Origin of the sequence: Bacillus sp. F56 (genome assembly GCF_001748205.1) — a bacterium.
GTDB lineage: Bacteria > Bacillota > Bacilli > Bacillales > Bacillaceae > Bacillus > Bacillus stercoris.
The window spans coordinates 109,908-132,194 of sequence record NZ_BDFC01000011.1 but is presented as its reverse complement, the minus strand read 5'-3'; the positions used below and the strand labels follow the sequence as shown (position 1 = coordinate 132,194).

Sequence of the window (22,287 nt, the reverse complement as noted above, 5' to 3'; positions counted from 1 at the left end):
TGATTAAATGTCAGCCTGGCTGCTTGATTAAAAGACTTGTTCTACTTCAACGACACCCGGCACTTCTTCTAGAAGAGCGCGCTCAATTCCGGCTTTCAGCGTAATTGTTGAACTTGGGCAGCTGCCGCATGCGCCTAGAAGACGAAGCTTAACAATACCTTCATCTACGTCTACAAGCTCACAGTCACCGCCGTCACGAAGTAAAAACGGACGAAGTTTGTCCAGTACTTCCTGCACCTGTTCTTTCATTTCAACTTCAGTCATGACATTCGCTCCTTTCGTCGTCATAAAACCATTATATTCAGTGTAACAATAAAAATCTATTGTTTGGTTTGCAAAGTTGCTTTCCCTATTATAGCACATTCAGACTTCAACACAAAAACGGTTTTTTTCTATAAAAACGCCCTTTGGCTCTGTATACTTAAAGAAAGGACTTACCTAGGAGAAGGGGGCATTTGCAGTGATGAAACCAATCATGCTCAGCGTGTACGGGGCAGAAACCGTTTGTGCGAGCTGTGTCAATATGCCGACAGCCAAGGATACATACGAGTGGCTTGAGGCTGCGCTGAAAAGAAAATATCCGAATCAGCCTTTTGAGATGCAATACATTGATATTCATGAGCCGCCTGACAATGAACAGGTGAAAGAGCTTGCGGAAAAAATCAGAAATGACGAGTATTTTTATCCGCTTGTGCTCGTAGAAGACAAAATTGTCGGTGAAGGCAATCCAAAATTAAAAGACGTTTATGAGGAAATGGAGAAGCATGGGTATATAGAAAACCGCTGACTTGATCAGCGGTTCCAGCGTGTGGACAAACCCTCGCATTCGTTGTCAAGCCTGTGCGTTGGTGCTCACGAATGAAAACATTCGCTCCGCTCCAATGCTCGCCTATCCTAAACTTCAAGGGTTTTCAAACACGCTGAAAAGATGAAAACGGCTAAAACTAAAACCGTTTTAGCCGTTTGTAATCATTTAAACCGCTGACTTGATCAGCGGTTCTTCTCTATCATTAACCGTTATGGTGTTTGTACATCCACAGCAAGCCGGATTTTAGCATACGCGGAACACGGCCGATCAGCGGCCGGTCAGCAACAAGCCCGAAGCCGGCTTTTTTTCCAAGTGAACCGAGGACGCCTTTCAGCTTAAACTGCGGCATTGATTCAGGCAGGGCTTCTCCATTCCAGCGTTTTTGCAAGATTTGGACAATCTGTTCTGCTTGAGCCTCTGCCAGCTGGGCGCTCGGTGCATGAGGAAGGCTGGCGCAATCGCCGACAACATACAGATGTTCATCACCTGGAAGATTGTGATGAGGCGTTAATACAATACGCCCTTGTGCGTCCTTCTCCACATCTAAGTCTCTGACGACTTTGTTTGGCTGTATGCCGGCAGTCCACACGATGGCGTCTGCAGAAATTGGATCATCGTGGTTATACACAACGCCTTCTTCTACTTTTGTGATATTTGCCCTGTTAATAATGCGGACACCGTGCTCTTCGAACCATTTTTGCACATATTTGCTCAAACGCTCGGGAAAGCTTGATAAAATGAGATTACCGCGGTCGAACAAAATAATGTTCAGGTCATCACGGCTTTCTCTCAATTCACTTGCAAGCTCAACGCCGCTTAAGCCCGCTCCGACAATGGCGACGGTGGCATTAGCGCTCAGGTTATTCAGCTTTTGGTAGGTTTCACGGGACTGATCGATGGTTTGAATGCTGTAGGTGAATTCAGGCGCTCCCGGCACGTTGTGATATTTATCCTCACAGCCGAGCCCGATGACGGCGTCATCGTAAGAAATCGGTTCACGATCTTGGAACAGCACTTGTTTTTGTGCAATATCAATTGATGTGATATCACCGTATTGGACATCCAGGCGAGGGTGCTCTGGGAATGACACTCTAATATGGTGGTCAGAAATTGTGCCTGCGGCAAGGGCATAATATTCTGTTTTCAAGCAGTGATAAGGATTTCTGTCAATTAACGTGATTGAAACATCATCAGGCAGCTGGTTTGGCAATAAGCGATGAAGAACACGCATGTTCCCGTAACCTCCGCCGATCAAGACCAATTTTTTCATTTGAATTCCCCTTTAATCCGAAGAGTATGATAGACACATTGAAGAAAATACGAACTATGTAAAATAACATCTAGAATTATATCGAATTTGATCTAAAATCACAATAATAGTTTCAAAATAACCTACAATTTAGCCTGAAAGCGCAAATTAGTAAAACGTTATACAAGGAATGATATGTTACGATAATAAATTTTGAACAGTCCGTTGTCTTTGACGAATCGTAAAAAATTCGCGATAATGGATGTATGTGAGGTGAAACCGCATGAATCCAATGATTGAATTTTGTGTCAGCAATCTGGCTCACGGCTCTCAGGAAGCTAGGGCGATTTTAGAGAAGGATCCCAACCTGGATGTCCTTGAATACGGCTGCTTAAGCTACTGCGGGACATGTATGGAATCGCTTTTCGCTCTGGTAAACGGAGAAGTCGTCATGGGTGAAACGCCTGCTGAGCTTGTTGAGAATATATATACCTTTATTGAAGAAAATCCAATGTTTTAAAGAAAAGGGCCTGGACAGGCCCTTTTTTATTTTGTCGTACAAAAGAACTAAAAAAATGTGTAGACATCAAAAAATATTATTGTTATCGTATAAAAGATATTTTTTTAAATAAAATTTAAGAGGTGTACGAGTATTCATGAATGTTCTGTGGGGACTGCTGGGCGCAGTTGCGATCATTGCTATCGCGTTTTTATTTTCAGAAAAGAAAAGCAATATTAAGATAAGAACCGTCATCGTTGGTTTATGCACACAGGTGGCGTTTGGATACATCGTGTTGAAATGGGAAGCGGGACGCGCTGTTTTTTTATGGTTTTCAAGCCGTGTACAGCTTCTGATTGACTATGCGAATGAAGGCATCAGTTTTATTTTTGGACCGCTTTTAAAGGTCGGCGACAGTCCGGCATTTGCATTAAGTGTACTGCCCGTTATCATTTTCTTCTCAGCACTGATTGCAGTTTTATATCATTTGAAAATCATGCAGCTCGTTTTCCGTGTCATTGGCGGCGGATTGTCGAAGCTCCTTGGAACAAGCAAAACAGAATCTCTGGCTGCTGCTGCCAATATTTTTGTAGGACAATCAGAATCTCCATTAGTGATAAAACCCCTGATTGCCGGGCTGACGCGCTCTGAGTTGTTTACGATTATGACGAGCGGACTATCGGCTGTTGCGGGATCTACCTTGTTTGGGTACGCGCTTCTTGGTATTCCGATTGAATACTTGCTGGCGGCCAGCTTTATGGCTGCTCCAGCTGGACTTGTGTTTGGTAAATTGATTATACCCGAAACGGAAAAAACGCAAACCGTAAATAGCAATTTTAAAATGGATGAAGGCGAAGGCGCAGCCAATGTCATTGACGCAGCTGCAAAGGGAGCGTCAACAGGACTGCAAATTGCGTTAAACGTTGGGGCGATGCTGCTAGCGTTCGTTGCGTTAATCGCTGTAGTAAACGGTATTCTCGGCGGGGCTTTCGGTTTGTTCGGCTTAAAAGGCGTCACATTAGAATCCATTCTCGGCTATGTGTTTTCTCCTATCGCCTTTTTGATTGGCGTGCCTTGGCATGAAGCATTGCAGGCTGGAAGCTATATCGGCCAGAAATTGGTGCTGAATGAGTTTGTCGCTTATTCTAACTTCGGTCCGCACATCGGCGAGTTTTCTAAGAAAACGGCTACCATTATTAGTTTTGCGTTATGCGGATTCGCCAATTTTTCCTCAATTGCGATTATGCTTGGTACGCTTGGCGGATTAGCGCCCAGCCGCCGTTCGGATATCGCACGTCTCGGCTTGAAGGCTGTTCTTGCGGGAACATTAGCCAATCTGCTCAGCGCAGCTATTGCCGGCATGTTTATATAAACAATAAAAGCTCCTTGCGTCAGTGCAAGGAGCTTTTATGTATGAAAAACGGGGGATAATTGTATTGTGTCCGTTTATAATAGCTTTTATACTAAGAAAAAGAAAAAAGTTGGAGGCACCTATGAACTCATTTCGATTTACCAAAATGCACGGCCTGGGAAACAATTATATTTATGTGAATCAATTTGAAGAACAGCTTCCTGAAGAAAAACTGTCAGAGATTGCAATTCAGGTTTCTTCTGTTTATACAGGGATCGGTTCTGACGGAATGATCCTGATATGCCCATCAGATCAAGCGCCTGTTAAAATGCGGATTTTTAATAATGACGGGTCTGAAGGGAAAAACTGCGGCAATGGCCTGCGCTGCGTCGCAAAATACGCATATGAGCATAAGCTGGTTGAGGAAACATCTTTTCTGATTGAAACCCTCTCCGGGCTTGTGAAAGCGGAGGTTCAAGTTGAAAATGGAAAAGTGAATGTGGTCACTGTCGATATGGGCGAACCGCGCTTATCAAAATCCGAACTCCCGATGCTTGACGGCGGGGAAGAGCACACAATCAATGAAACCATGGCATTTGGTGAAGTTGAGCTAACAGGCACTGCCGTTTCAATGGGAAATCCGCATATCGTTTTTCCAATCGCTGATATCGAACAGGCACCTTTAACGACACTGGGACCGGTGATTGAGAAAGACCCGAGATTTCCGGAAGGCGTCAATGTGGAATTCGTCGAAACCGTGAATGAACAAGAACTGCATTTCCGCGTCTGGGAACGGGGATCAGGCATTACACAGGCATGCGGGACAGGGGCATGTGCAGCGGCTGTCGCATCTGTGTTGAACGGCGTATCAAAACGAAATCAAGACATCACGGTGCATTTAGCAGGCGGTGATTTGGTGATAAACTGGAAAGATAACGGCCATGTGATGATGACAGGGCCTGCCGAAACCGTTTGTGAGGGTGTCTATTTCTTGTAAAACACCTTGTTTGAGAATTGGGACGATCATGTTTATAATAAAAGACAGCAACCGGTTTTTAAAAGGAGGTTCACAATGATGAGCAACCCGGTAACAATTACAGAAGCAGCAGCTTTGCATATAAAAGATATGATGAAAGAGCATGAGGAAGAAAACGCGTTTCTGCGCGTAGGCGTCAAAGGCGGCGGATGCAGCGGGCTTTCTTACGGCATGGGCTTTGAGCATGAAAAGAGTGAATCAGACAGTGTATTTGACCAGCACGGCATTACTGTTCTAGTTGACAAAGAAAGCCTCGACATCATGAACAGCACCGTGATTGATTATAAGCAATCCATGCTCGGCGGCGGCTTCACCATCGACAATCCAAACGCCATCGCTTCATGCGGCTGCGGTTCTTCGTTCAGAACAGCAACGAATGCAGGCAAGCCTGAAGAGTGCTAAGCACTACTAAAAACGGATAGCAACTATTACTGACGCTTTTCTTAGCGATAAATCATCGTTAAGGGAGGCGTTTTTATTATGCTCTGCATTTTAAAAATGAAGCAGAGGTCCAAGTGTTTCGGACAAAGAAATTCTGTATTGTCGTTATTGTATTTTGTTGTAAATACAGCGAAGTTACGCTATATTTAATACATAGTATTTTATTGCAATTGCAACAAAAATAACATTAAGGAGTTGGTGATGGAGAAGATTCTTGGTGGAATGGTAACAAGGTCAGTATCTGTTCCGTGATTTTATATAAAGGAGCTAAGTCCGAACATGAGCGTAAACATTAAAAAATGCAGCCGGGAAGATTTACAAATACTCCAACAATTGAGTATCGAAACATTCAACGACACTTTTAAAGATCAGAATTCACCTGAAAATATGAAAGCCTATTTAGAAAGGGCATTTAACACGAAGCAGTTGGAAAAGGAATTATCCAATATGTCTTCGGAATTCTTTTTTGTTTACTTTGATCATGAAGTCGCTGGATATGTAAAGGTCAACATCGATGATGCGCAGTCTGAAGAAATGGGCGCTGAATCACTTGAAATCGAGAGAATTTATATAAAGAACAGCTTTCAAAAGCATGGGCTTGGCAAACATCTGCTGAATAAAGCGATAGAAATTGCGCTGGAACGTAATAAAAAGAACATTTGGCTAGGTGTATGGGAAAAAAACGAAAATGCCATTGCCTTTTATAAGAAAATGGGGTTTGTTCAGACTGGCGCCCACTCATTTTATATGGGGGATGAAGAACAAACAGACTTAATCATGACCAAAACGCTCACATCATATTTTTCAAAGGGTGGATATTGATGTATATTCCAAAATATTTTAAGGTCACAAATGCTGAAGACATTTGGAATTTTGTACAAGAAAACGCCTTTGGTACGATTGTCACAACAGAACAAGGAAAACCAATTGCCACTCATTTGCCGTTAGGATTTCATAAAAAAGGCGATCATTACTATATTACGGGGCATTTCGCTTATGGAAATCCTCAGTGGAGAACGTTTGAAGCCTGTGAAGATGTGCTTGTGATGTTTCAGGGACCGCACGCTTATATTTCTTCTTCCTGGTATTCACGCGAAAATGTTCCGACGTGGAATTATCAGGCTGTCCACATGTATGGAAAAGCAAGTATGTTAGAGAAAGATGAACTAGCAGAAGAATTAACAATCATGCTGGAGAAATACGAAAAACATCGTGATCATCCTGTTTTATGGGATAAGCTTTCTCCAAAACTCTTAGAACGTGAATTGAAAGGTATTGTTGGATTTAAGATTAAGGTGGAAGACATTCAGGCGGCATATAAATTAAGCCAGAACCGAAGTGAAACAGATTATATGAACATCATTGATCAGTTGCAACATGAAGAAAATCCAAATGCAAAACAAATGGCAGAATTGATGAAAGATACATTCAAAAAGCGAATATAAGCATACTTTGCTGAAGAAGTAACAGAAAACGCCAAGTCAAGCGTCGCCGCTGACTTGGCGTTTTTTATGATTAATATTTATCCCCGTTAAAAATCGAATTCTTTACAATTACATAATCCACATTGCGGATGGCGTCAAGCTTTGTTCCGCCTGCATAAGAAATAGAAGATTGAAGATCCTGCTCCATTTCAATCAGTGTATCCTTGATTGAGCCTTTATGGGCCACGTGCATTTTTTTGCCTTCGACATTTTTCTTTTCGCCTTTTTGGAATTCTGAGGCTGAGCCGAAGTACTCTTTGTAAAGCTTTCCGTCTTTTTCGATCGTTTGGCCTGGCGATTCTTCGTGTCCGGCAAATAGTGAACCGATCATGACCATCGTTGCGCCGAATCGGATTGATTTTGCGATGTCGCCATGGGTGCGGATGCCGCCATCGGCGATAATCGGTTTGCTCGCAGCTTTGGCGCACCAGCGCAGCGCCGCTAATTGCCAGCCGCCTGTGCCAAAGCCGGTTTTGATTTTCGTAATACATACTTTTCCCGGTCCGATGCCGACTTTAGTGGCATCCGCTCCCGCATTTTCAAGCTCTCTGACCGCTTCGGGCGTTCCGACATTGCCAGCAATCACAAAGCTGTCCGGCAAATGTTTTTTGAGGTGCTGAATCATTTCAATGACAGCATTTGAGTGACCGTGAGCAATGTCAATTGTCACATATTCCGGAGCCAAATTTTCTTCTGCCAGCTGGCGGACAAATTCATACTCCTCCTCTTTAACGCCCACGCTGATAGAAGAGAATAATCCGCGTGCGTTCATATCTTTAATAAAATCAATTCGTGTTTCAGGCTCAAATCGGTGCATGACATAAAAGTAGCCATTTTCGGCTAATTGAATCGCCAACTTTTCATCTATAATCGTCTGCATATTGGCAGGGACGACGGGTAATTTAAAGGTACGTCCGCCTAAACGTACGGATGTATCACATTCTGAACGGCTATTTACAATGCATTTTGCAGGAATTAGCTGAATATCTTCGTAATCAAATACGTTTTCCATGGTTTTCACTCCTAAAAACGAATATTTAAAAGTATATTATATGAAATGTTCGCCTTCTATAATGTACTCTGTTTTATTTAGGATGTCAAACATTATGATTTTCTGGCAGGTGTGGTGCAAGTGCCGAAGCTTGTCATACAGAGTGAGTTTAGGTATCATAGTTTTAACGAATGGTCTTAGAGAGCGGATCCAAACGCGAATGATATATGTTCAGCAAAGCTTGGTTGTTCAGCACCAGGCTTTCTTTATGGCATGAACATGTGAAAGGAGCAAAAAAGATGGCCCAAAACGAAGAAAAAACACCGAAGTCCCAAAAGATTCAAGACCGCATTATTATGGCAATGATCTGGGTAGTCGCAGCACTTGTGATTGCGCTGGTTGTTGGAACTGCACTGAATTATATAAATATCTTCAAATAAAAAAGGAGCTGTGTCACCTGACACAAACTCCTTTTTTTATTATTTATTTTCAAAAAGACTTGTTGAGTGAAGAGGCTGTACGCGGGCTTTCGGGTCCATGTAAGCCTTGGCGTTGTTCACTGCTGTCGGTGCCTCACCGAAGCCGCTGGCAATCAGGTTGACTTTTCCTTCGTATGTACAAATGTCACCTGCTGCAAAGAAACCTTCGATATTTGTTTCCATTGTTGATTTTACGACAATGGAATTTTTCTCGATGTCCAGGCCCCAGTTTTTGATCGGTCCAAGAGAAGAAACGAAACCGTAGTTGACGATTAAGTCATCAATTTCTAAAATCTCTTTGCGGTCGCCTTTCACTTCTTCAAGCACAAGCTGTTCAATTTTGTCTTCACCGATCAGCTCCGCAGGGACGAATGGTGTCAGGACATTAACCTTCGACGCATGAAGGTTTTCCACACTGTGCTCGTGCGCACGGAACTTGTCGCGGCGGTGAATGATCGATACTTCTTTTGCGATCGGCTCAAGCATAAGCGCCCAGTCAACCGCGGAATCTCCACCGCCAAGGATCGCAACGCGTCTGCCGGCGAATTTTTGCAGATCGTCAACGAAGTAATGGAGGTTCTTGCCTTCATACTGCTCGGCATTTTCAAGTTCCAGCTTTCTCGGTTTGAATGCGCCATTTCCTGCAGTAATGATGACTGTTTTAGAGTAGTGGGTTTCTTCATTTGTTACAAGCTTAAACACGCCATCCGCTTGTTTCTCAACTGATTCAACCGCTTGCTCCAGACAAATGGTTTGGTCGAATTTTGCCATTTGCTCTTTTAGGTTATTGATAAGCTCTTGCGCGCGGATTTTCGGGAATCCCGCTACATCATATATATACTTTTCAGGGTATAGGGCGCTAAGCTGTCCGCCGAGCTGAGGCAGGCTTTCGATAATTTTGACGCTTGCCTGTCTCATCCCGCCGTAAAAAGCAGTGAATAAGCCGACCGGTCCCCCGCCTATAATTGTAATATCATAAACCTTTGTATCCTCTCGCATACGAAAATTGCCTCCTAAATGAAAATTGTTATTAATTATACCATATTGCCGTTCGAATTGACGAGTCAGAGAAAAAATCGTAAGGATACAACGCGCCCATCCATTCTTGAAAATATTTCCGCCGACCGCTACGATAATAACCAAATGAAATGATCTTTTTCTGAATGTTTCTTGAGCCAGCCGGATAAACATGGTAGTAGTGCTATGGGTGAGGACTTCACAAAAAACTTTTCAATATATTTCATAAAATCCCGCCAATAAGCTGAAGCTAACACAAATGATGATTTTATTATGGGTCTAACAAAAGCAAAAAAAGAGAAGGTGGATGTGATGGCATTGAATAAGCCCAAAATCGTGATTTTAGGTGCAGGATATGGCGGATTGATGACGGTGACAAGGCTGACGAAGTATGTCGGGCCGAATGATGCTGACATTACGCTTGTAAATAAACACAATTATCATTATGAAACGACATGGATGCATGAAGCGAGCGCGGGTACGCTCCATCATGACCGCTGCCGTTATCAGATAAAAGATGTAATCAACCAGTCACGGGTTAATTTTGTACAGGATACCGTAAAGGCAATCAAAATTGATGAGAAAAAAGTTGTGCTTGCGAATGGAGAACTGCAGTACGATTATTTAGTCATCGGGCTCGGCGCCGTGCCTGAAACATTCGGCATTAAAGGTTTGAAAGAATATGCGTTTCCGATCGCCAACATCAACACGTCGCGCCTGCTGCGGGAACATATTGAGCTGCAGTTTGCGACTTACAATACGGAAGCGGAAAAAAGACCGGACAGGTTAACGATCGTTGTTGGCGGCGCCGGATTTACGGGCATTGAATTCCTTGGCGAGCTGGCGGCCCGCGTGCCGGAGCTCTGTAAGGAGTATGACGTTGACAGAAGCCTTGTCCGCATCGTTTGTGTGGAAGCAGCGCCGACCGTTTTGCCGGGCTTTGATCCGGAACTTGTTGACTATGCCGTACATTATCTTGAGGAAAACGGAATTGAGTTCAAGATCGGCACGGCTGTACAAGAATGTACACCAGAAGGAGTCAGAGTCGGCAAAAAAGATGAGGAACCAGAGCAGATCAAATCGCAAACCGTTGTATGGGCGGCAGGTGTCCGCGGCCATCCGATTGTAGAGGAAGCCGGTTTTGAAAATATGCGCGGACGGGTGAAAGTCAATCCTGATCTTCGCGCCCCGGGACATGACAATGTCTTTATTCTCGGTGACAGCTCGCTGTTTATGAACGAAGATACAGAGCGCCCATATCCGCCAACTGCGCAAATTGCAATGCAGCAGGGCGTAACAGTCGCTAAAAACCTTGGCAGGCTTATTAAAGGCGGAGAGCTTGAGGAATTCAAGCCGGACATTAAGGGAACAGTGGCTTCTCTTGGCGAGCATAACGCGGTTGGGGTTGTTTATGGCAGAAAGCTGAAAGGCACGCCGGCTTCGTTTATGAAAAAAGTCATTGATAACCGATCGTTGTTTATGATTGGCGGACTCGGACTGACACTGAAAAAAGGCAAGTTCAAGTTTTTCTAAAAACCCGCGGAAGCGGGTTTTCTTTATTAAAAAACGCCAAAATAAAAAGAGAAAGAGAGGAAAACAAGTATGTTTCCGCTTACATGAAAAGATTTGTCACATGATCTGACTTTATTGTTGACAGCCTGATATGTTATATTATCAGAAAATTAAGAAAAAAGGGTGATGATCAGATGAAAACTGCAACGACAACCGCTTCACATGCATGCCCATTTTGCTCAGGAAAAGGATATTTTCAATTGATTCTCGGCGGTTCAGAGACTTGCCCGTCTTGCCAAGGGACAGGAAAAGACAGTCATTCATTTTCCAGACGTTGACTTTATTTCCACCCCCGCGTTACACTAAAAGCAACGCAGGGGGGTGGAATAGGTTGATTAGTCTGCCAGTCGTAATCATCTCAATTGTTTTGTTTTTTGTTTTGTTTTTTGGAATCGGTTTCTTATTAAACATGCTGCTGAGAATGTCTTGGATTATGGCTGTGATTTATCCGGTTGTATGCCTTTTCATTATCAGCAAAGAAAAGCTGGTCAGCTATGTCCAGTCGCCGGGAGAATCCTTTGCCAGCCTGTTTCATCGTGTCTTATCATTAGCGGCTGCCGATGTGCTGATTTTAGCCAGCGGTTTGGCCGGCGCCATTGTGTCAGGGATAGCGATCAATATGCTCAGAAAAAGAGGATATCAAATGTTTTAACTGCCGCTTTCTTCTATAGAAAGCTTTTTTTGTATGTTCAGCTCATTCATCATTTTGAATAATGCTCTCTCCGCTTGGGAACAATGATTCGGAGGAGAGGTGAATGATGTTGAATATGATCAGACGTTTGCTGATGACCTGTTTATTTCTGCTTGCATTTGGCACGACATTTTTATCAGTGTCAGGAATTGAAGCGAAGGACTTGTCAAAATGGGTGCAGGAACATCAAGAAAAGCACTTGAAGCATGCAGGACTGACATTAAAAGCATTGCAGCAGAAACAAACACAAACGACGTCCGCGGCTAAGGATAAAACAAAACCCTTAGAAGAAGCATTTGACTGGGATGAGTATCCGGTTCAAAGAGTAACAGCAACTGGCTATACTGCAGGAGTTGAGTCGACGGGAAAAAATCCCGGTGATCCATTATACGGGCTTACATATTCAGGCGTGAAAGTGAAACGGGATCTGTATTCCACGGTTGCTGCCGACCCGTCGGTTTTCCCGATCGGCACGATTTTATTCATTCCGAATTACGGTCTCGGAGTTGTAGCGGACACCGGATCGGCTATTAAGGGAAACCGCCTTGATTTGTACTTTGAAACCGTCAAAGATGTATACAATGAATGGGGCAAAAAAACCCTTGATGTATATGTGATTAAAAAGGGAACGGGAAAGATTACCGAGGATGAGCTTGAGAAGCTCAATGAAACAAAATCTTTGCAAGTGTTCAGAAATCAATATAAAACGGTGAAAGAATAAAAACGCTCCAGCGAAAGCAGGAGCGTTTTTTACATGAAAAAGTAAGCGAGTGCCAATGTCAGTAAAATACCTGTTAGGCCACCGAAAAAGACTTCGATCGGCTGATGTCCGAGAAGCTCTTTCAGCTTTTTTTGTTTTTCTTTTTCTTCAGCTTTAGGGAAGTCCTTTGCTTCATTAACAAAACGGTTAAAATCAATGACAAGCTTATTAATGACTGTTGCCTGCTCACCGGCGTGACGTCTGACGCCAGTTGCGTCAAACATGGTTATGACGGCGAAAATGGCAGAAACCGCAAAGAGTGAGGAGCCTAATCCATGCTCCAAGGCTACGCCTGTAGAAAGCGCAGTGACCGCTGCGGAGTGAGAGCTCGGCATGCCGCCTGTGCTTGTGACCAGCGACCAGTCCAGTTTTCTGGACACGATATACTGTATGGGCACTTTGATGACCTGAGCAAAAATAATTGCGGCCAGGCTTGATAATAAAGGAAAATTCGTTAAAAGTTCCATCGGCGACATCCTTTCTATTTGAAAAATCCTTCGTGTTTCAAAAGAAAAAAGCAAGTCTTAGACTGTTGTTTGATAAAATAAGTGTAGTGGAAAGAATGTTTTTCCTATTATACCATTGTTCATTACAAATACCCATTACGTTAGGAGTGTAAGCCTCATGTTTTATGCGGTTCAGCAATTAGAGCATACAGAAACCCTTGTGGTCGGGCTTTTTCAAAAAAGCCAGCTGACAGGAAAAGCGTTGGAAATTGATGAAATGCTCGAAGGCCATCTGACACAGCTTTTAAAAGATGGTGATGTCTCTGCGAAACCGAATCAAGTATCAAAAGTATTCCCCCCAGCTTCTGCGGGTATGAAACGAATTTATTTCGTTGGTCTGGGAAGAAAAGCAAATTTTACGTTTGAACAGGCGAAGGAGCGTTTTGCTCATGTTTTTCAGGCTATTCATAAAGACCGAAAACAAGAAGCAGCTGTCCTGCTTGATACGTTTATTTCGGAAGATGTGTCTCCAGCCGATGCCGCTCATGCATTAGCTGAGAGCTGCCTGCTTGCTTCCTATGAGGTGCAGGATTATAAGCACAAATCAAATGAGCCTGACAAACAAATTGAAACCGTATATGCTGTCACAGATGAAGATACACAGGAAGTGCAGGCGGGGCTTCGCGTCGGCCAGGCATACGGACAAGGGACAAATTCGGCTAGAACGCTTGTGAATATGCCAGGAAACATGCTGACCGCGACTGACCTCGCTTCATATGCAGAAGTGCTTGCGGCAAAATATGATTTTGAGTGTGAGATATTGGAGAAATCAGAGATGGAAGAGCTCGGTATGGGCGGAATACTTGCGGTAAACCAAGGCTCTGCCGAACCGCCGAAAATGATTGTGCTGAAATATCAGGGCAAAAAGGAATGGGAAGATGTCGTCGGACTTGTCGGGAAAGGGATTACATTTGACACAGGCGGCTACTCCATTAAAACGAAATCTGGAATTGTCGGCATGAAATCAGATATGGGGGGAGCTGCTGCGGTTCTCGGCGCTATGGAAACGATCGGAGAGCTTCGTCCCGAGCAAAACGTGCTGGCCGTTATTCCGTCAACCGATAATATGATCTCTGGCGGGGCGATGAAGCCTGATGACGTGATCGTATCTTTAAGCGGAAAAACAATTGAAATCCTCAATACAGATGCTGAAGGAAGGCTCGTGCTTGCAGATGGCATTACATATGCGAAACAGCATGGTGCATCAGTTCTTGTTGATGTGGCTACGCTTACCGGCGGCGTCGTTGTGGCATTAGGAACAGAAACAACCGGCGCAATGACAAATGATCAAAGCTTTTACCAGCAGGTAGCTGATGCCGCACAAGAGTGCGGCGAGGCGATCTGGCAGCTGCCGATAACAGAGAAGGATAAAAAGCGCGTAAAAAGCAGCCAAATGGCGGATCTCAGCAATTCGCCGGGGCGTGAAGGACATGCGATTATGGCAGGAACGTTTCTTGGAGAATTTGCTGAGTCAACACCTTGGGTTCATCTTGATATTGCGGGCACAGCGACTGCCAATAAAGCGACCTGCTTTGGACCATCCGGTGCAACCGGTGTTATGGCAAGAACATTGGCTACACTTGCGGAGCGATTTGCATTGGAAGAAGAGAAAAGCGAATAATGATGAATCCCTGCGGCAACATGCGGCAGGGATTTTTTCTTCCAAAATCTTTAGTTGACTAAAGTGGATCGGTTATGATACGATACGTTCGTACTTTATTTATCTACTACATTAGCAAACTAAAGGATTTTTGGAGGGGTATCATGAATGCAGTCGTCATCGCAGTCCTGCTTATGCTTGTATTAAGCCTGCTGCGTGTCAATATTGTTATCGCATTAATTATAGGCGCCTTAGCCGGCGGGTTAACAGGCGGGCTCGGTCTTGGCGAAACGGTTAAAGCTTTCACAGACGGTCTCGGCGGAAATGCCACCGTTGCAGTCAGCTACGCCATGCTTGGCGCGTTTGCCGCCGCTTTGACGAAAACGGGTCTTCCGGACGCAATGGTGGAAGCCTCCGTTAAATTAATCGGAAATAAAGAAGATTCTCGCAAAAAAGCGCTGTCTAAGGTGCTGATTGTGCTGATTATTTTAATTGTATCTTGTTTTTCTCAAAACGTCGTTCCAGTTCACATCGCGTTTATCCCGGTGCTGATTCCGCCGCTTTTGAAAATCTTTAATGAACTTGAAATGGACCGCCGTCTGATTGCGTGTGTGATCACTTTTGGTTTAACGGCGCCTTATATTGTGCTGCCGGTTGGTTTCGGGCAAATCTTCCAGGGAATGCTCAAGGATAATATGGCAGATGCCGGATTAAACGTATCTCTCGGTGATATTCCTTATGCGTTAATGATTCCTGTAGCAGGTATGGTTGTAGGTCTGATTTTATCAATCATCGTATTCCGTAAACCGAAAACATATGAAACAAAAGAAATTTCTGGTGCGAGCTCTTCTCCATATACGAAAAAAAGCCTGGCTATCGCGGTGCTTGCCATCGTTGTGTCACTCGGCGTCCAGCTTTACTTATCTCAGACTTTGGGAGTAGAAGGGATGATTATGGGGGCGCTGGCAGGCCTGGTTATTCTGTTTGTCAGCGGTGTGATGAAGCGTGATGAAGCGGACTCGCTGATTACTGACGGAATGGTCTTAATGGCCTTTATCGGCTTTGTCATGCTTGTTGCAGCCGGGTTTTCAAACGTATTAACGAAAACCGGAGATGTCGAGTCACTGGTTAAAACAGCAGCTGGCATCATGGGGCACAGTCAGTTAGTGGGTGCATTGCTGATGCTCATTGTCGGCTTGTTCATTACAATGGGAATCGGATCTTCTTTTGCGACGATTCCTGTTATCACAACGATCTTTGTGCCTCTTTGCCTGCAGCTTGGATTCAGCCCGATGGCAACGGTTGCGATAATCGGGGCAGCTGCTGCGCTTGGCGATGCCGGTTCACCTGCCAGCGACAGCACGCTTGGACCGACTTCAGGTTTAAGTGCGGACGGCCAGCATCACCACATTTGGGACACTTGTGTGCCGACATTTATATTTTATAATATCCCGCTTATTATCTTTGGATGGATTGCAGCGCTTGTTTTATAAGGAAAAAGGCTCCCCTTTACTGGGGAGCCTTTTCTCGTTATCATAAAAAAACCGTTCCAATAGAACGGTTTTTACGTGGACGATATGTGATTTCTGTTAAAGCCGGTTGCTTTATGAATAGACCGGTAGATCCCTGGTGCGATAAACGCCAGTATGACAGCCAGCGCCGTGTCTTTTACCATAAACCAAGTCATAAAGCCCCAAGCTGTGCCGTAGCTTACCGGCGTATGAATCCACAGCTTCAGTGCAAGATACATATAGGTGGTGCCGATAATATACATGATTGCCGTTCCGATAAGTGAAGCAATGAGAAATCGAATTTTGCTTGGCTGAATTTTTCGTTCTAAAAACCATCCCGCTGCAAATGCTGCCGGGATGTATGAGATAATAAACCCGCCGCTTTTCCCTGCAAACGGTGCGAAGCCTGCAGAAAATTGAGCAAACACAGGCGCTCCGGCCAATCCGACAAGTGCATATACAATCATGGCAATCGCTGCTCGTTTGCTGCCGAGAAGCAAGGCTGCCAAGAGACAGAAAAACGGCTGCATCGAAAGCGGAATGCCGGCAACTTGTAAAAAGGGTGCTACTGAGGTAAGGTTGGCTCCGACAGCCATAAGTGCGGCGAACATGCCGATCAGCGCCATATCGGCCGCGCGAAGTTTACGTTGTTTCATAGTTGTCCCCCTTAGGTTTACATACACAATCATAGAGTAATAAAGAACGGAAATATTGTCAACATAAATTAAAACAAGGTTAACAAAAGAGAGGGTTCCATATGTATTTTGGAAAAACAAAACAGTCCGATCAATCTGGAAGAGTGCCCCCAAATCAAAATGTCACCACTTCATTTCCTGTGCTTCATACGGGAAGTGTCCCATATTACGAAGATATGACGAGATGGAATCTTCAAGTATACGGTTTGGTTGACCAACCGATGCTGCTGAGCTTTGAAGATGTCAAAGCCTTTCCGAAGTACGAATCGAAAAATGACATTCATTGTGTCACGGGCTGGTCGAGGCTTGATAATGTGTGGCAAGGCGTGCGTGCTCGTGATATAGCGGAAAAAGCGGGTGTGAAAGAAGAAGCTGGCTACGTTATTTTACATGCGGAAGAAGGCTGGACGACCAATCTGCCGCTTGATGATTTCTTAGCGGAAACTTCCCTTCTGGCTTATGCGCATAATGGCGAGCCATTAACGCCTGAACACGGCTTCCCGCTGCGGGGTGTATTTCCGCATCTGTATTTTTGGAAAAGCGCCAAATGGCTGCGCGGCATCCAATTTACGAAAGAAAACCATCCAGGCTTTTGGGAGCGGAATGGCTATCACATGAGAGGGGATCCTTGGCAAAATCAACGATTTACATGGGATTAAGGTTCTATTTTAAACAGGACCATCCGCATCTTTATCAGGTTTTTATTTCCATATTGATAGTCTGCAGGTACCTTATTTGATACAGGTGCCTTTTTTATTCGGGAAAAAGTTGACTTTCTTTGGAAGAAAACCTATTATTTGAGTTGTCTAGTTGATAGTGAAAATCATTATCATACATTGCGTTTAGTTTAAGGAGAGGAATGTCGTACTGCATGAAAGAGCAAACAACAGACCGGACGAAAGGCGGAACACCAAACGCATATACGATTCCTGGTACGGAAGTGCGTATGATGTCTTCTCGCATTGAAAACCGTACCTATCATATTTTTATCTCGAAACCGAATACGCCGCCGCCACCCGCTGGCTATCCTGTGATTTATCTGCTGGATGCCAATTCTGTCTTTGGAACGATGACGGAAGCCGTTCGAATACAGGGGCGACGACCTGAAAAAACAGGGGTAATTCCTGCAGTGATCGTCGGCATTGGCTATGAGACAGCGGAGCCGTTTTCCTCAGCACGTCACCGGGATTTTACAATGCCGACAGCCCAATCGAAGCTGCCGGAACGGCCCGACGGCAAAGAATGGCCGGAGCATGGCGGAGCAGAGAGCTTTATCAGGTTTATTGAGGAGGATCTGAAACCGGAGATAGAACGAGATTACCAGATTGACAAAAACAGACAAACAATCTTTGGCCACTCGCTTGGCGGGCTTTTCGTGCTGCAGGTGCTGTTAACAAAGCCGGAGGCGTTTCAAACTTATATTGCGGGAAGTCCGTCCATTCATTGGAATAAACCGTTTATTCTCGAGAAATCGGATCATTTTGCCTCCCTCACTAAGAAAAACAATCAGCCTATCAATATCCTGCTTGCCGCAGGGGAATTGGAGCAGCATCATAAAAGCCGGATGAACGACAATGCGAGGGAGCTTTACGAGCGGCTGGCCGTTTTATCTGAACAAGGTGTACGGGCAGAATTTTGCGAGTTTTCAGGAGAAGGCCATATTTCGGTTCTTCCTGTTTTGGTCAGCCGGGCGCTGCGTTTTGCGCTTCATCCTGATGGTCCGCATCTTTCAATGGGCTGAGACATACTCAGCCTTGCTTCTAAAAAATAGTTGTCACTGAAATTATATTTGACTGTCACATGACATTTGGATATGATTATTTTTATAATTGATAATGATAATCATTATCATTTGTTTGCGCTTTTCAAAGTGCGACAGTCTTTTTCTCTGGATGTCTGTTCGGCATCTAGAGTGAAGAAAGGAATTGATGATATGAATGCAACGGATATAAAGGGCAAAATTGCTTTTATAACAGGGGCAGCCCAAGGGATAGGTGAAGCTGTTGCGCGGACGCTTGCCGGTCAAGGCGCACATATTGCGGCAGTTGATTATAATCCAGAAAAGCTGGAAAAGGTTGTGAACAGCCTCAAAGCGGAAGGGCACCATGCGGAAGCTTTTCCTGCGGATGTGAGAGACAGCGCGGCGATTGACGAGATCACGGCGCGCATCGAACGCGAGATGGGGCCGATTGATATTTTGGTGAATGTAGCGGGTGTCCTTCGCCCGGGTCTCATCCATTCGCTTAGTGATGAGGAATGGGAAGCGACGTTCTCAGTGAATTCGACTGGCGTATTTAACGCCTCGCGTTCAGTCAGCAAATATATGATGGACCGGAGATCGGGTTCGATCGTAACGGTCGGATCAAATGCTGCGGGTGTGCCAAGAACATCTATGGCAGCATATGCCTCTTCAAAGGCTGCGGCTGTGATGTTTACGAAATGCCTTGGCCTTGAACTTGCAGAATACAATATTCGCTGCAACATCGTCTCTCCCGGGTCAACGGAAACAGACATGCAGTGGTCATTATGGGCCGACGAGAATGGAGCGGAGCAAGTCATAAAAGGATCACTTGAGACATTTAAAACAGGGATCCCGCTCAAAAAATTAGCCCAGCCTTCGGATATTGCGGATGCAGTGCTCTTTTTGGTTTCTGGCCAGGCAGGGCATATTACGATGCATAATTTATGCGTAGATGGCGGCGCGACGTTAGGCGTGTAACTGAATTTAAAGGAGGTTCATGAGAATGTTGGAACAAAACGTAATACCAGAAACAAAAGCGGAGCATTTGCTTCGTGAGTATCAGCCGGGTGCTTTTTTCTTAGCTTCACCTCATCGCGTACTGTTAGCGAAAGGCATATGTGAAATCGTACCGGGGGCAGACGGGCAAAATCAAATGGAAACCCTTTCTGTCCGTATTGCTGAGACGCTGCGTCAGGCAAAGCGATCGGGGCAAAGCCGTCCGCTTGTTGTCGGGGCCGTTCCATTTGATCAAGTAAAAGCAGCGCGGCTCGTTGTTCCTGAAGAAGTTCGCTGGTCAGGACCGCTTCAATTTGACCATGAGGAGAAGGAGCAGCAATGTGAGCATACATACCACATAGAGCCTGTTCCGGCACCGGAGGATTATAAAAATGGTGTGGAACAAGGGCTGGCGCGCATTGCCGATGGAATACTCAGCAAAATCGTTCTGTCCAGGTCGCTGCAGCTGACATCGCCTGAACCGATTCAGACGGATGAGCTGCTTCGCCATCTGGCTCAGCATAACACGCATGGCTACACATTTGCCGCAGACGTGTCCAGTCAGACGGAAACATCTCCCCGCCGAACATTGCTCGGTGCAAGTCCGGAGCTTCTCGTTTCAAGGATGGGAACTCAGGTCGTTTCCAATCCATTAGCCGGTTCAAGGCCGCGCAGTGATGATCCTGTTGAAGACCAGCGCCGGGCAGCTGAATTGCTTGCTTCCGCAAAGGATCTTCATGAGCACGCAGTTGTGGCTGACGCAGTTGCGGCAGCGCTAAGGCCTTTCTGCCGGACGCTAGAGGTTCCGGAGAAGCCTTCACTGATCAAAACAGAAACGATGTGGCACCTGTCCAGCGTGATTAAGGGAGAGCTTTCCGATCCATCTGTAACCGCACTTGAATTGGCGGCGGCACTTCACCCGACGCCGGCGGTCTGCGGAACACCGACTGATCTTGCAAGAGAAGCGATTCTCAGCATTGAGCCGTTCGACCGCGGTTTCTTTACCGGCATGGTCGGCTGGTGTGACGATGCGGGTGACGGAGAATGGATCGTGACGATCCGTTGTGCAGAGGCAGAAGATCGCTCACTCCGCCTGTATGCGGGAGCTGGTGTTGTTGCCGGATCAAAGCCAGAGGACGAGCTTCAGGAGACATCCGCAAAGTTTCGGACAATGCTGCGGGCAATGGGTGTGAATCACTTATGATCAGAATGAATTGCTGGAGGGATACAATATGCTGAATGGATTTACTCCTTGGCCTGAAGAGGTAGCTGAGATATATCGGAAAAACGGCTGCTGGGCCGGCGAGACGTTTGGAGATTTGTTAAGAGACCGGGCAGCCAAATATGGCGATCGTATTGCGATTACATGCGGGAACACCCATTGGAGCTATCAAGAGCTTGACACAAGGGTTGATCGTCTGGCTGCCGGATTTCAGAAGCTTGGCATTCAACAGATGGATCGTGTCGTGGTGCAGCTGCCAAATATCAAAGAGTTTTTTGAAGTCATTTTCGCGCTTTTCCGCCTGGGGGCGCTTCCAGTCTTCGCACTGCCTTCACATCGAAGCAGTGAAATTACATACTTTTGCGAGTTTGCTGAAGCGGCTGCATATATCATTCCCGATTCTTATTCTGGTTTTGACTACCGTTCACTTGCCAGACAGGTTCAAAGCAAGCTGCCGACGTTGAAACACGTCATTGTCGCAGGTGAGGCAGAGGAATTTTTGCCGCTGAATGATTTGCATACAGAACCTGTAAAACTGCCTGAAGTCAAATCTTCAGATGTGGCGTTCCTCCAGCTTTCTGGCGGGAGCACCGGGCTATCGAAACTGATTCCGAGGACTCACGACGACTACATTTACAGTCTGAAGCGGAGTGTCGAGGTCTGCTGGCTCGACGACAGCACGGTATACTTGGCTGCGCTGCCGATGGCGCACAATTATCCGCTGAGCTCACCGGGGGTTCTCGGCGTATTATACGCTGGAGGAAGAGTGGTTTTATCTCCTTCTCCAAGTCCAGATGACGCATTTCCTTTGATTGAAAGAGAGAAGGTCACGATAACCGCTCTTGTTCCGCCTCTTGCGATGGTATGGATGGATGCGGCATCCTCACGCCGTGACGATTTATCCAGCCTTCAAGTGCTGCAGGTCGGCGGTGCCAAGTTCAATGCTGAAGCCGCGCGAAGGGTAAAAGCTGTTTTCGGCTGCACGCTGCAGCAGGTGTTCGGAATGGCAGAGGGTCTTGTCAATTATACGAGATTGGATGACCCTGAGGAGATCATTGTCAACACCCAAGGAAAACCGATGTCCCCATATGATGAAGTGCGTGTTTGGGATGATCAGGATCGCGATGTAAAACCTGGTGAAGCAGGCCACTTGCTAACGCGGGGACCGTATACAATTCGAGGTTACTATAAGGCGGAAGAGCATAATGCTGCTTCATTTACTGAGGACGGTTTTTACCGTACGGGTGATATCGTCAGGCTGACATCAGACGGCTATATTGTCGTTGAAGGACGTGCGAAGGACCAAATTAACCGTGGAGGAGAAAAGGTTGCGGCTGAAGAGGTAGAAAATCATTTGCTGGCGCATCCGGCTGTCCATGATGCGGCAATGGTCTCCATGCCTGATCAATTTCTTGGCGAGAGATCTTGTGTGTTTATTATTCCCCGGGATGAAGCCCCGAAATCCGCAGAGCTCAAAGCTTTTTTGAGAGAGCGCGGACTGGCGGCATATAAAATTCCCGACCGTATAGAATTTGTCGAATCCTTCCCGCAGACAGGGGTAGGAAAGGTAAGCAAAAAGGCCCTTCGTGAAGCCATTGCTGAGAAGCTTCTTGCAGGGGCAAAAAAATAAAACAACAA

The 22,287-nt window shown here is 45.5% G+C and carries 25 protein-coding genes; 19 read left to right on the top strand and 6 right to left on the bottom strand.

The window, feature by feature from the left end; genetic code table 11:
* Positions 1 to 27: 27 nt before the first annotated feature.
* A complete protein-coding gene (locus tag BFW96_RS18670; protein WP_010886606.1) occupies positions 28 to 363 on the bottom strand; it encodes a NifU family protein in 336 nt (111 codons plus the stop codon).
* Positions 364 to 460: 97 nt separating this feature from the next.
* On the opposite strand from BFW96_RS18670, the gene BFW96_RS18665 reads away from it, so the two are divergent.
* Positions 461 to 787 (top strand): YuzD family protein, encoded by a 327-nt coding sequence (locus tag BFW96_RS18665; protein WP_069840264.1) that lies wholly within the window; start codon positions 461 to 463, stop codon positions 785 to 787.
* Between the two features lie 223 nt (positions 788 to 1,010).
* Here the strand turns inward: BFW96_RS18665 and BFW96_RS18660 are convergent, their stop codons facing one another.
* Complete coding sequence (locus tag BFW96_RS18660; RefSeq protein ID WP_014665237.1) at positions 1,011 to 2,078, bottom strand: NAD(P)/FAD-dependent oxidoreductase; 1,068 nt, start codon at positions 2,076 to 2,078, stop codon at positions 1,011 to 1,013.
* A gap of 262 nt (positions 2,079 to 2,340) precedes the next feature.
* On the opposite strand from BFW96_RS18660, the gene BFW96_RS18655 reads away from it, so the two are divergent.
* From BFW96_RS18655 to BFW96_RS18630, 6 genes are all read left to right on the top strand, one after another.
* The gene (locus BFW96_RS18655; protein WP_003222913.1) at positions 2,341 to 2,577 is read left to right on the top strand and encodes a YuzB family protein; all 237 of its coding nucleotides are present in this window, start codon (positions 2,341 to 2,343) and stop codon (positions 2,575 to 2,577) included.
* 136 nt (positions 2,578 to 2,713) lie between these two features.
* The gene (locus tag BFW96_RS18650; protein ID WP_069840263.1) at positions 2,714 to 3,928 is read left to right on the top strand and encodes a NupC/NupG family nucleoside CNT transporter; all 1,215 of its coding nucleotides are present in this window, start codon (positions 2,714 to 2,716) and stop codon (positions 3,926 to 3,928) included.
* A gap of 121 nt (positions 3,929 to 4,049) precedes the next feature.
* Entirely contained in the window at positions 4,050 to 4,904 is an 855-nt protein-coding gene (dapF, locus tag BFW96_RS18645; RefSeq protein WP_014665235.1) for a diaminopimelate epimerase, read from the top strand.
* Between the two features lie 78 nt (positions 4,905 to 4,982).
* Complete coding sequence (locus tag BFW96_RS18640; protein WP_069840305.1) at positions 4,983 to 5,345, top strand: HesB/IscA family protein; 363 nt, start codon at positions 4,983 to 4,985, stop codon at positions 5,343 to 5,345.
* Between the two features lie 318 nt (positions 5,346 to 5,663).
* Positions 5,664 to 6,206, top strand: a complete 543-nt coding sequence (gene paiA, locus BFW96_RS18635) for a spermidine/spermine N(1)-acetyltransferase (RefSeq protein ID WP_069840262.1) — start codon at positions 5,664 to 5,666, stop codon at positions 6,204 to 6,206.
* Entirely contained in the window at positions 6,206 to 6,829 is a 624-nt protein-coding gene (locus BFW96_RS18630) for an FMN-binding negative transcriptional regulator (protein ID WP_069840261.1), read from the top strand. The genes paiA and BFW96_RS18630 overlap by 1 nt, the downstream gene beginning before the upstream one ends.
* A gap of 70 nt (positions 6,830 to 6,899) precedes the next feature.
* Here the strand turns inward: BFW96_RS18630 and guaC are convergent, their stop codons facing one another.
* Entirely contained in the window at positions 6,900 to 7,880 is a 981-nt protein-coding gene (gene guaC, locus BFW96_RS18625) for a GMP reductase (RefSeq protein ID WP_069840260.1), read from the bottom strand.
* 278 nt (positions 7,881 to 8,158) lie between these two features.
* Between guaC and BFW96_RS18620 the strand changes: the two genes are divergently transcribed.
* Positions 8,159 to 8,299, top strand: coding sequence for a hypothetical protein (locus tag BFW96_RS18620; RefSeq protein ID WP_003228723.1), 141 nt, complete (start codon positions 8,159 to 8,161; stop codon positions 8,297 to 8,299).
* A gap of 39 nt (positions 8,300 to 8,338) precedes the next feature.
* Here the strand turns inward: BFW96_RS18620 and yumC are convergent, their stop codons facing one another.
* Positions 8,339 to 9,337 carry a ferredoxin--NADP reductase 2 gene (gene yumC / locus BFW96_RS18615; RefSeq protein WP_003220618.1) on the bottom strand — a complete coding sequence of 333 codons (999 nt, stop codon included), beginning with the start codon at positions 9,335 to 9,337 and terminating at the stop codon, positions 8,339 to 8,341.
* 330 nt (positions 9,338 to 9,667) lie between these two features.
* Between yumC and BFW96_RS18610 the strand changes: the two genes are divergently transcribed.
* The 4 genes from BFW96_RS18610 (at position 9,668) to spsC (ending at position 12,339) form a co-directional block, all read left to right on the top strand.
* Positions 9,668 to 10,888, top strand: a complete 1,221-nt coding sequence (locus tag BFW96_RS18610; RefSeq protein ID WP_040082517.1) for an NAD(P)/FAD-dependent oxidoreductase — start codon at positions 9,668 to 9,670, stop codon at positions 10,886 to 10,888.
* A gap of 173 nt (positions 10,889 to 11,061) precedes the next feature.
* The gene (locus BFW96_RS18605) at positions 11,062 to 11,205 is read left to right on the top strand and encodes a YuiA family protein (protein WP_015714640.1); all 144 of its coding nucleotides are present in this window, start codon (positions 11,062 to 11,064) and stop codon (positions 11,203 to 11,205) included.
* Between the two features lie 53 nt (positions 11,206 to 11,258).
* Positions 11,259 to 11,579: a YuiB family protein gene (locus BFW96_RS18600; RefSeq protein WP_014665226.1), complete on the top strand. Its 321-nt coding sequence runs from the start codon at positions 11,259 to 11,261 to the stop codon at positions 11,577 to 11,579.
* Positions 11,580 to 11,682: 103 nt separating this feature from the next.
* Positions 11,683 to 12,339: a stationary phase survival protein SpsC gene (gene spsC, locus BFW96_RS18595; protein WP_083252921.1), complete on the top strand. Its 657-nt coding sequence runs from the start codon at positions 11,683 to 11,685 to the stop codon at positions 12,337 to 12,339.
* A 29-nt stretch (positions 12,340 to 12,368) separates the two neighbouring features.
* On the opposite strand, the gene BFW96_RS18590 is transcribed toward spsC, so the two are convergent.
* Positions 12,369 to 12,845: a divergent PAP2 family protein gene (locus BFW96_RS18590; RefSeq protein WP_014665224.1), complete on the bottom strand. Its 477-nt coding sequence runs from the start codon at positions 12,843 to 12,845 to the stop codon at positions 12,369 to 12,371.
* Positions 12,846 to 13,002: 157 nt separating this feature from the next.
* Between BFW96_RS18590 and BFW96_RS18585 the strand changes: the two genes are divergently transcribed.
* Both BFW96_RS18585 and BFW96_RS18580 read left to right on the top strand, forming a co-directional pair.
* The gene (locus tag BFW96_RS18585) at positions 13,003 to 14,505 is read left to right on the top strand and encodes a leucyl aminopeptidase (RefSeq protein WP_069840258.1); all 1,503 of its coding nucleotides are present in this window, start codon (positions 13,003 to 13,005) and stop codon (positions 14,503 to 14,505) included.
* Between the two features lie 143 nt (positions 14,506 to 14,648).
* Positions 14,649 to 15,977: a Na+/H+ antiporter family protein gene (locus BFW96_RS18580; RefSeq protein ID WP_069840257.1), complete on the top strand. Its 1,329-nt coding sequence runs from the start codon at positions 14,649 to 14,651 to the stop codon at positions 15,975 to 15,977.
* A gap of 71 nt (positions 15,978 to 16,048) precedes the next feature.
* On the opposite strand, the gene BFW96_RS18575 is transcribed toward BFW96_RS18580, so the two are convergent.
* Entirely contained in the window at positions 16,049 to 16,651 is a 603-nt protein-coding gene (locus BFW96_RS18575; protein WP_040081953.1) for a biotin transporter BioY, read from the bottom strand.
* Between the two features lie 101 nt (positions 16,652 to 16,752).
* On the opposite strand from BFW96_RS18575, the gene BFW96_RS18570 reads away from it, so the two are divergent.
* The 5 genes from BFW96_RS18570 to BFW96_RS18550 all read left to right on the top strand — a co-directional run bounded on the left by BFW96_RS18570 (position 16,753) and on the right by BFW96_RS18550 (position 22,279).
* The gene (locus tag BFW96_RS18570) at positions 16,753 to 17,349 is read left to right on the top strand and encodes a sulfite oxidase-like oxidoreductase (RefSeq protein WP_014665221.1); all 597 of its coding nucleotides are present in this window, start codon (positions 16,753 to 16,755) and stop codon (positions 17,347 to 17,349) included.
* Positions 17,350 to 17,561: 212 nt separating this feature from the next.
* Positions 17,562 to 18,431 (top strand): ferri-bacillibactin esterase BesA, encoded by an 870-nt coding sequence (gene besA / locus BFW96_RS18565; protein WP_069840256.1) that lies wholly within the window; start codon positions 17,562 to 17,564, stop codon positions 18,429 to 18,431.
* Positions 18,432 to 18,623: 192 nt separating this feature from the next.
* The gene (locus BFW96_RS18560; RefSeq protein WP_041521529.1) at positions 18,624 to 19,409 is read left to right on the top strand and encodes a 2,3-dihydro-2,3-dihydroxybenzoate dehydrogenase; all 786 of its coding nucleotides are present in this window, start codon (positions 18,624 to 18,626) and stop codon (positions 19,407 to 19,409) included.
* Between the two features lie 25 nt (positions 19,410 to 19,434).
* Positions 19,435 to 20,631: an isochorismate synthase DhbC gene (dhbC, locus tag BFW96_RS18555; protein WP_069840255.1), complete on the top strand. Its 1,197-nt coding sequence runs from the start codon at positions 19,435 to 19,437 to the stop codon at positions 20,629 to 20,631.
* 28 nt (positions 20,632 to 20,659) lie between these two features.
* A complete protein-coding gene (locus BFW96_RS18550; RefSeq protein ID WP_069840254.1) occupies positions 20,660 to 22,279 on the top strand; it encodes a (2,3-dihydroxybenzoyl)adenylate synthase in 1,620 nt (539 codons plus the stop codon).
* Positions 22,280 to 22,287 lie beyond the last annotated feature (8 nt).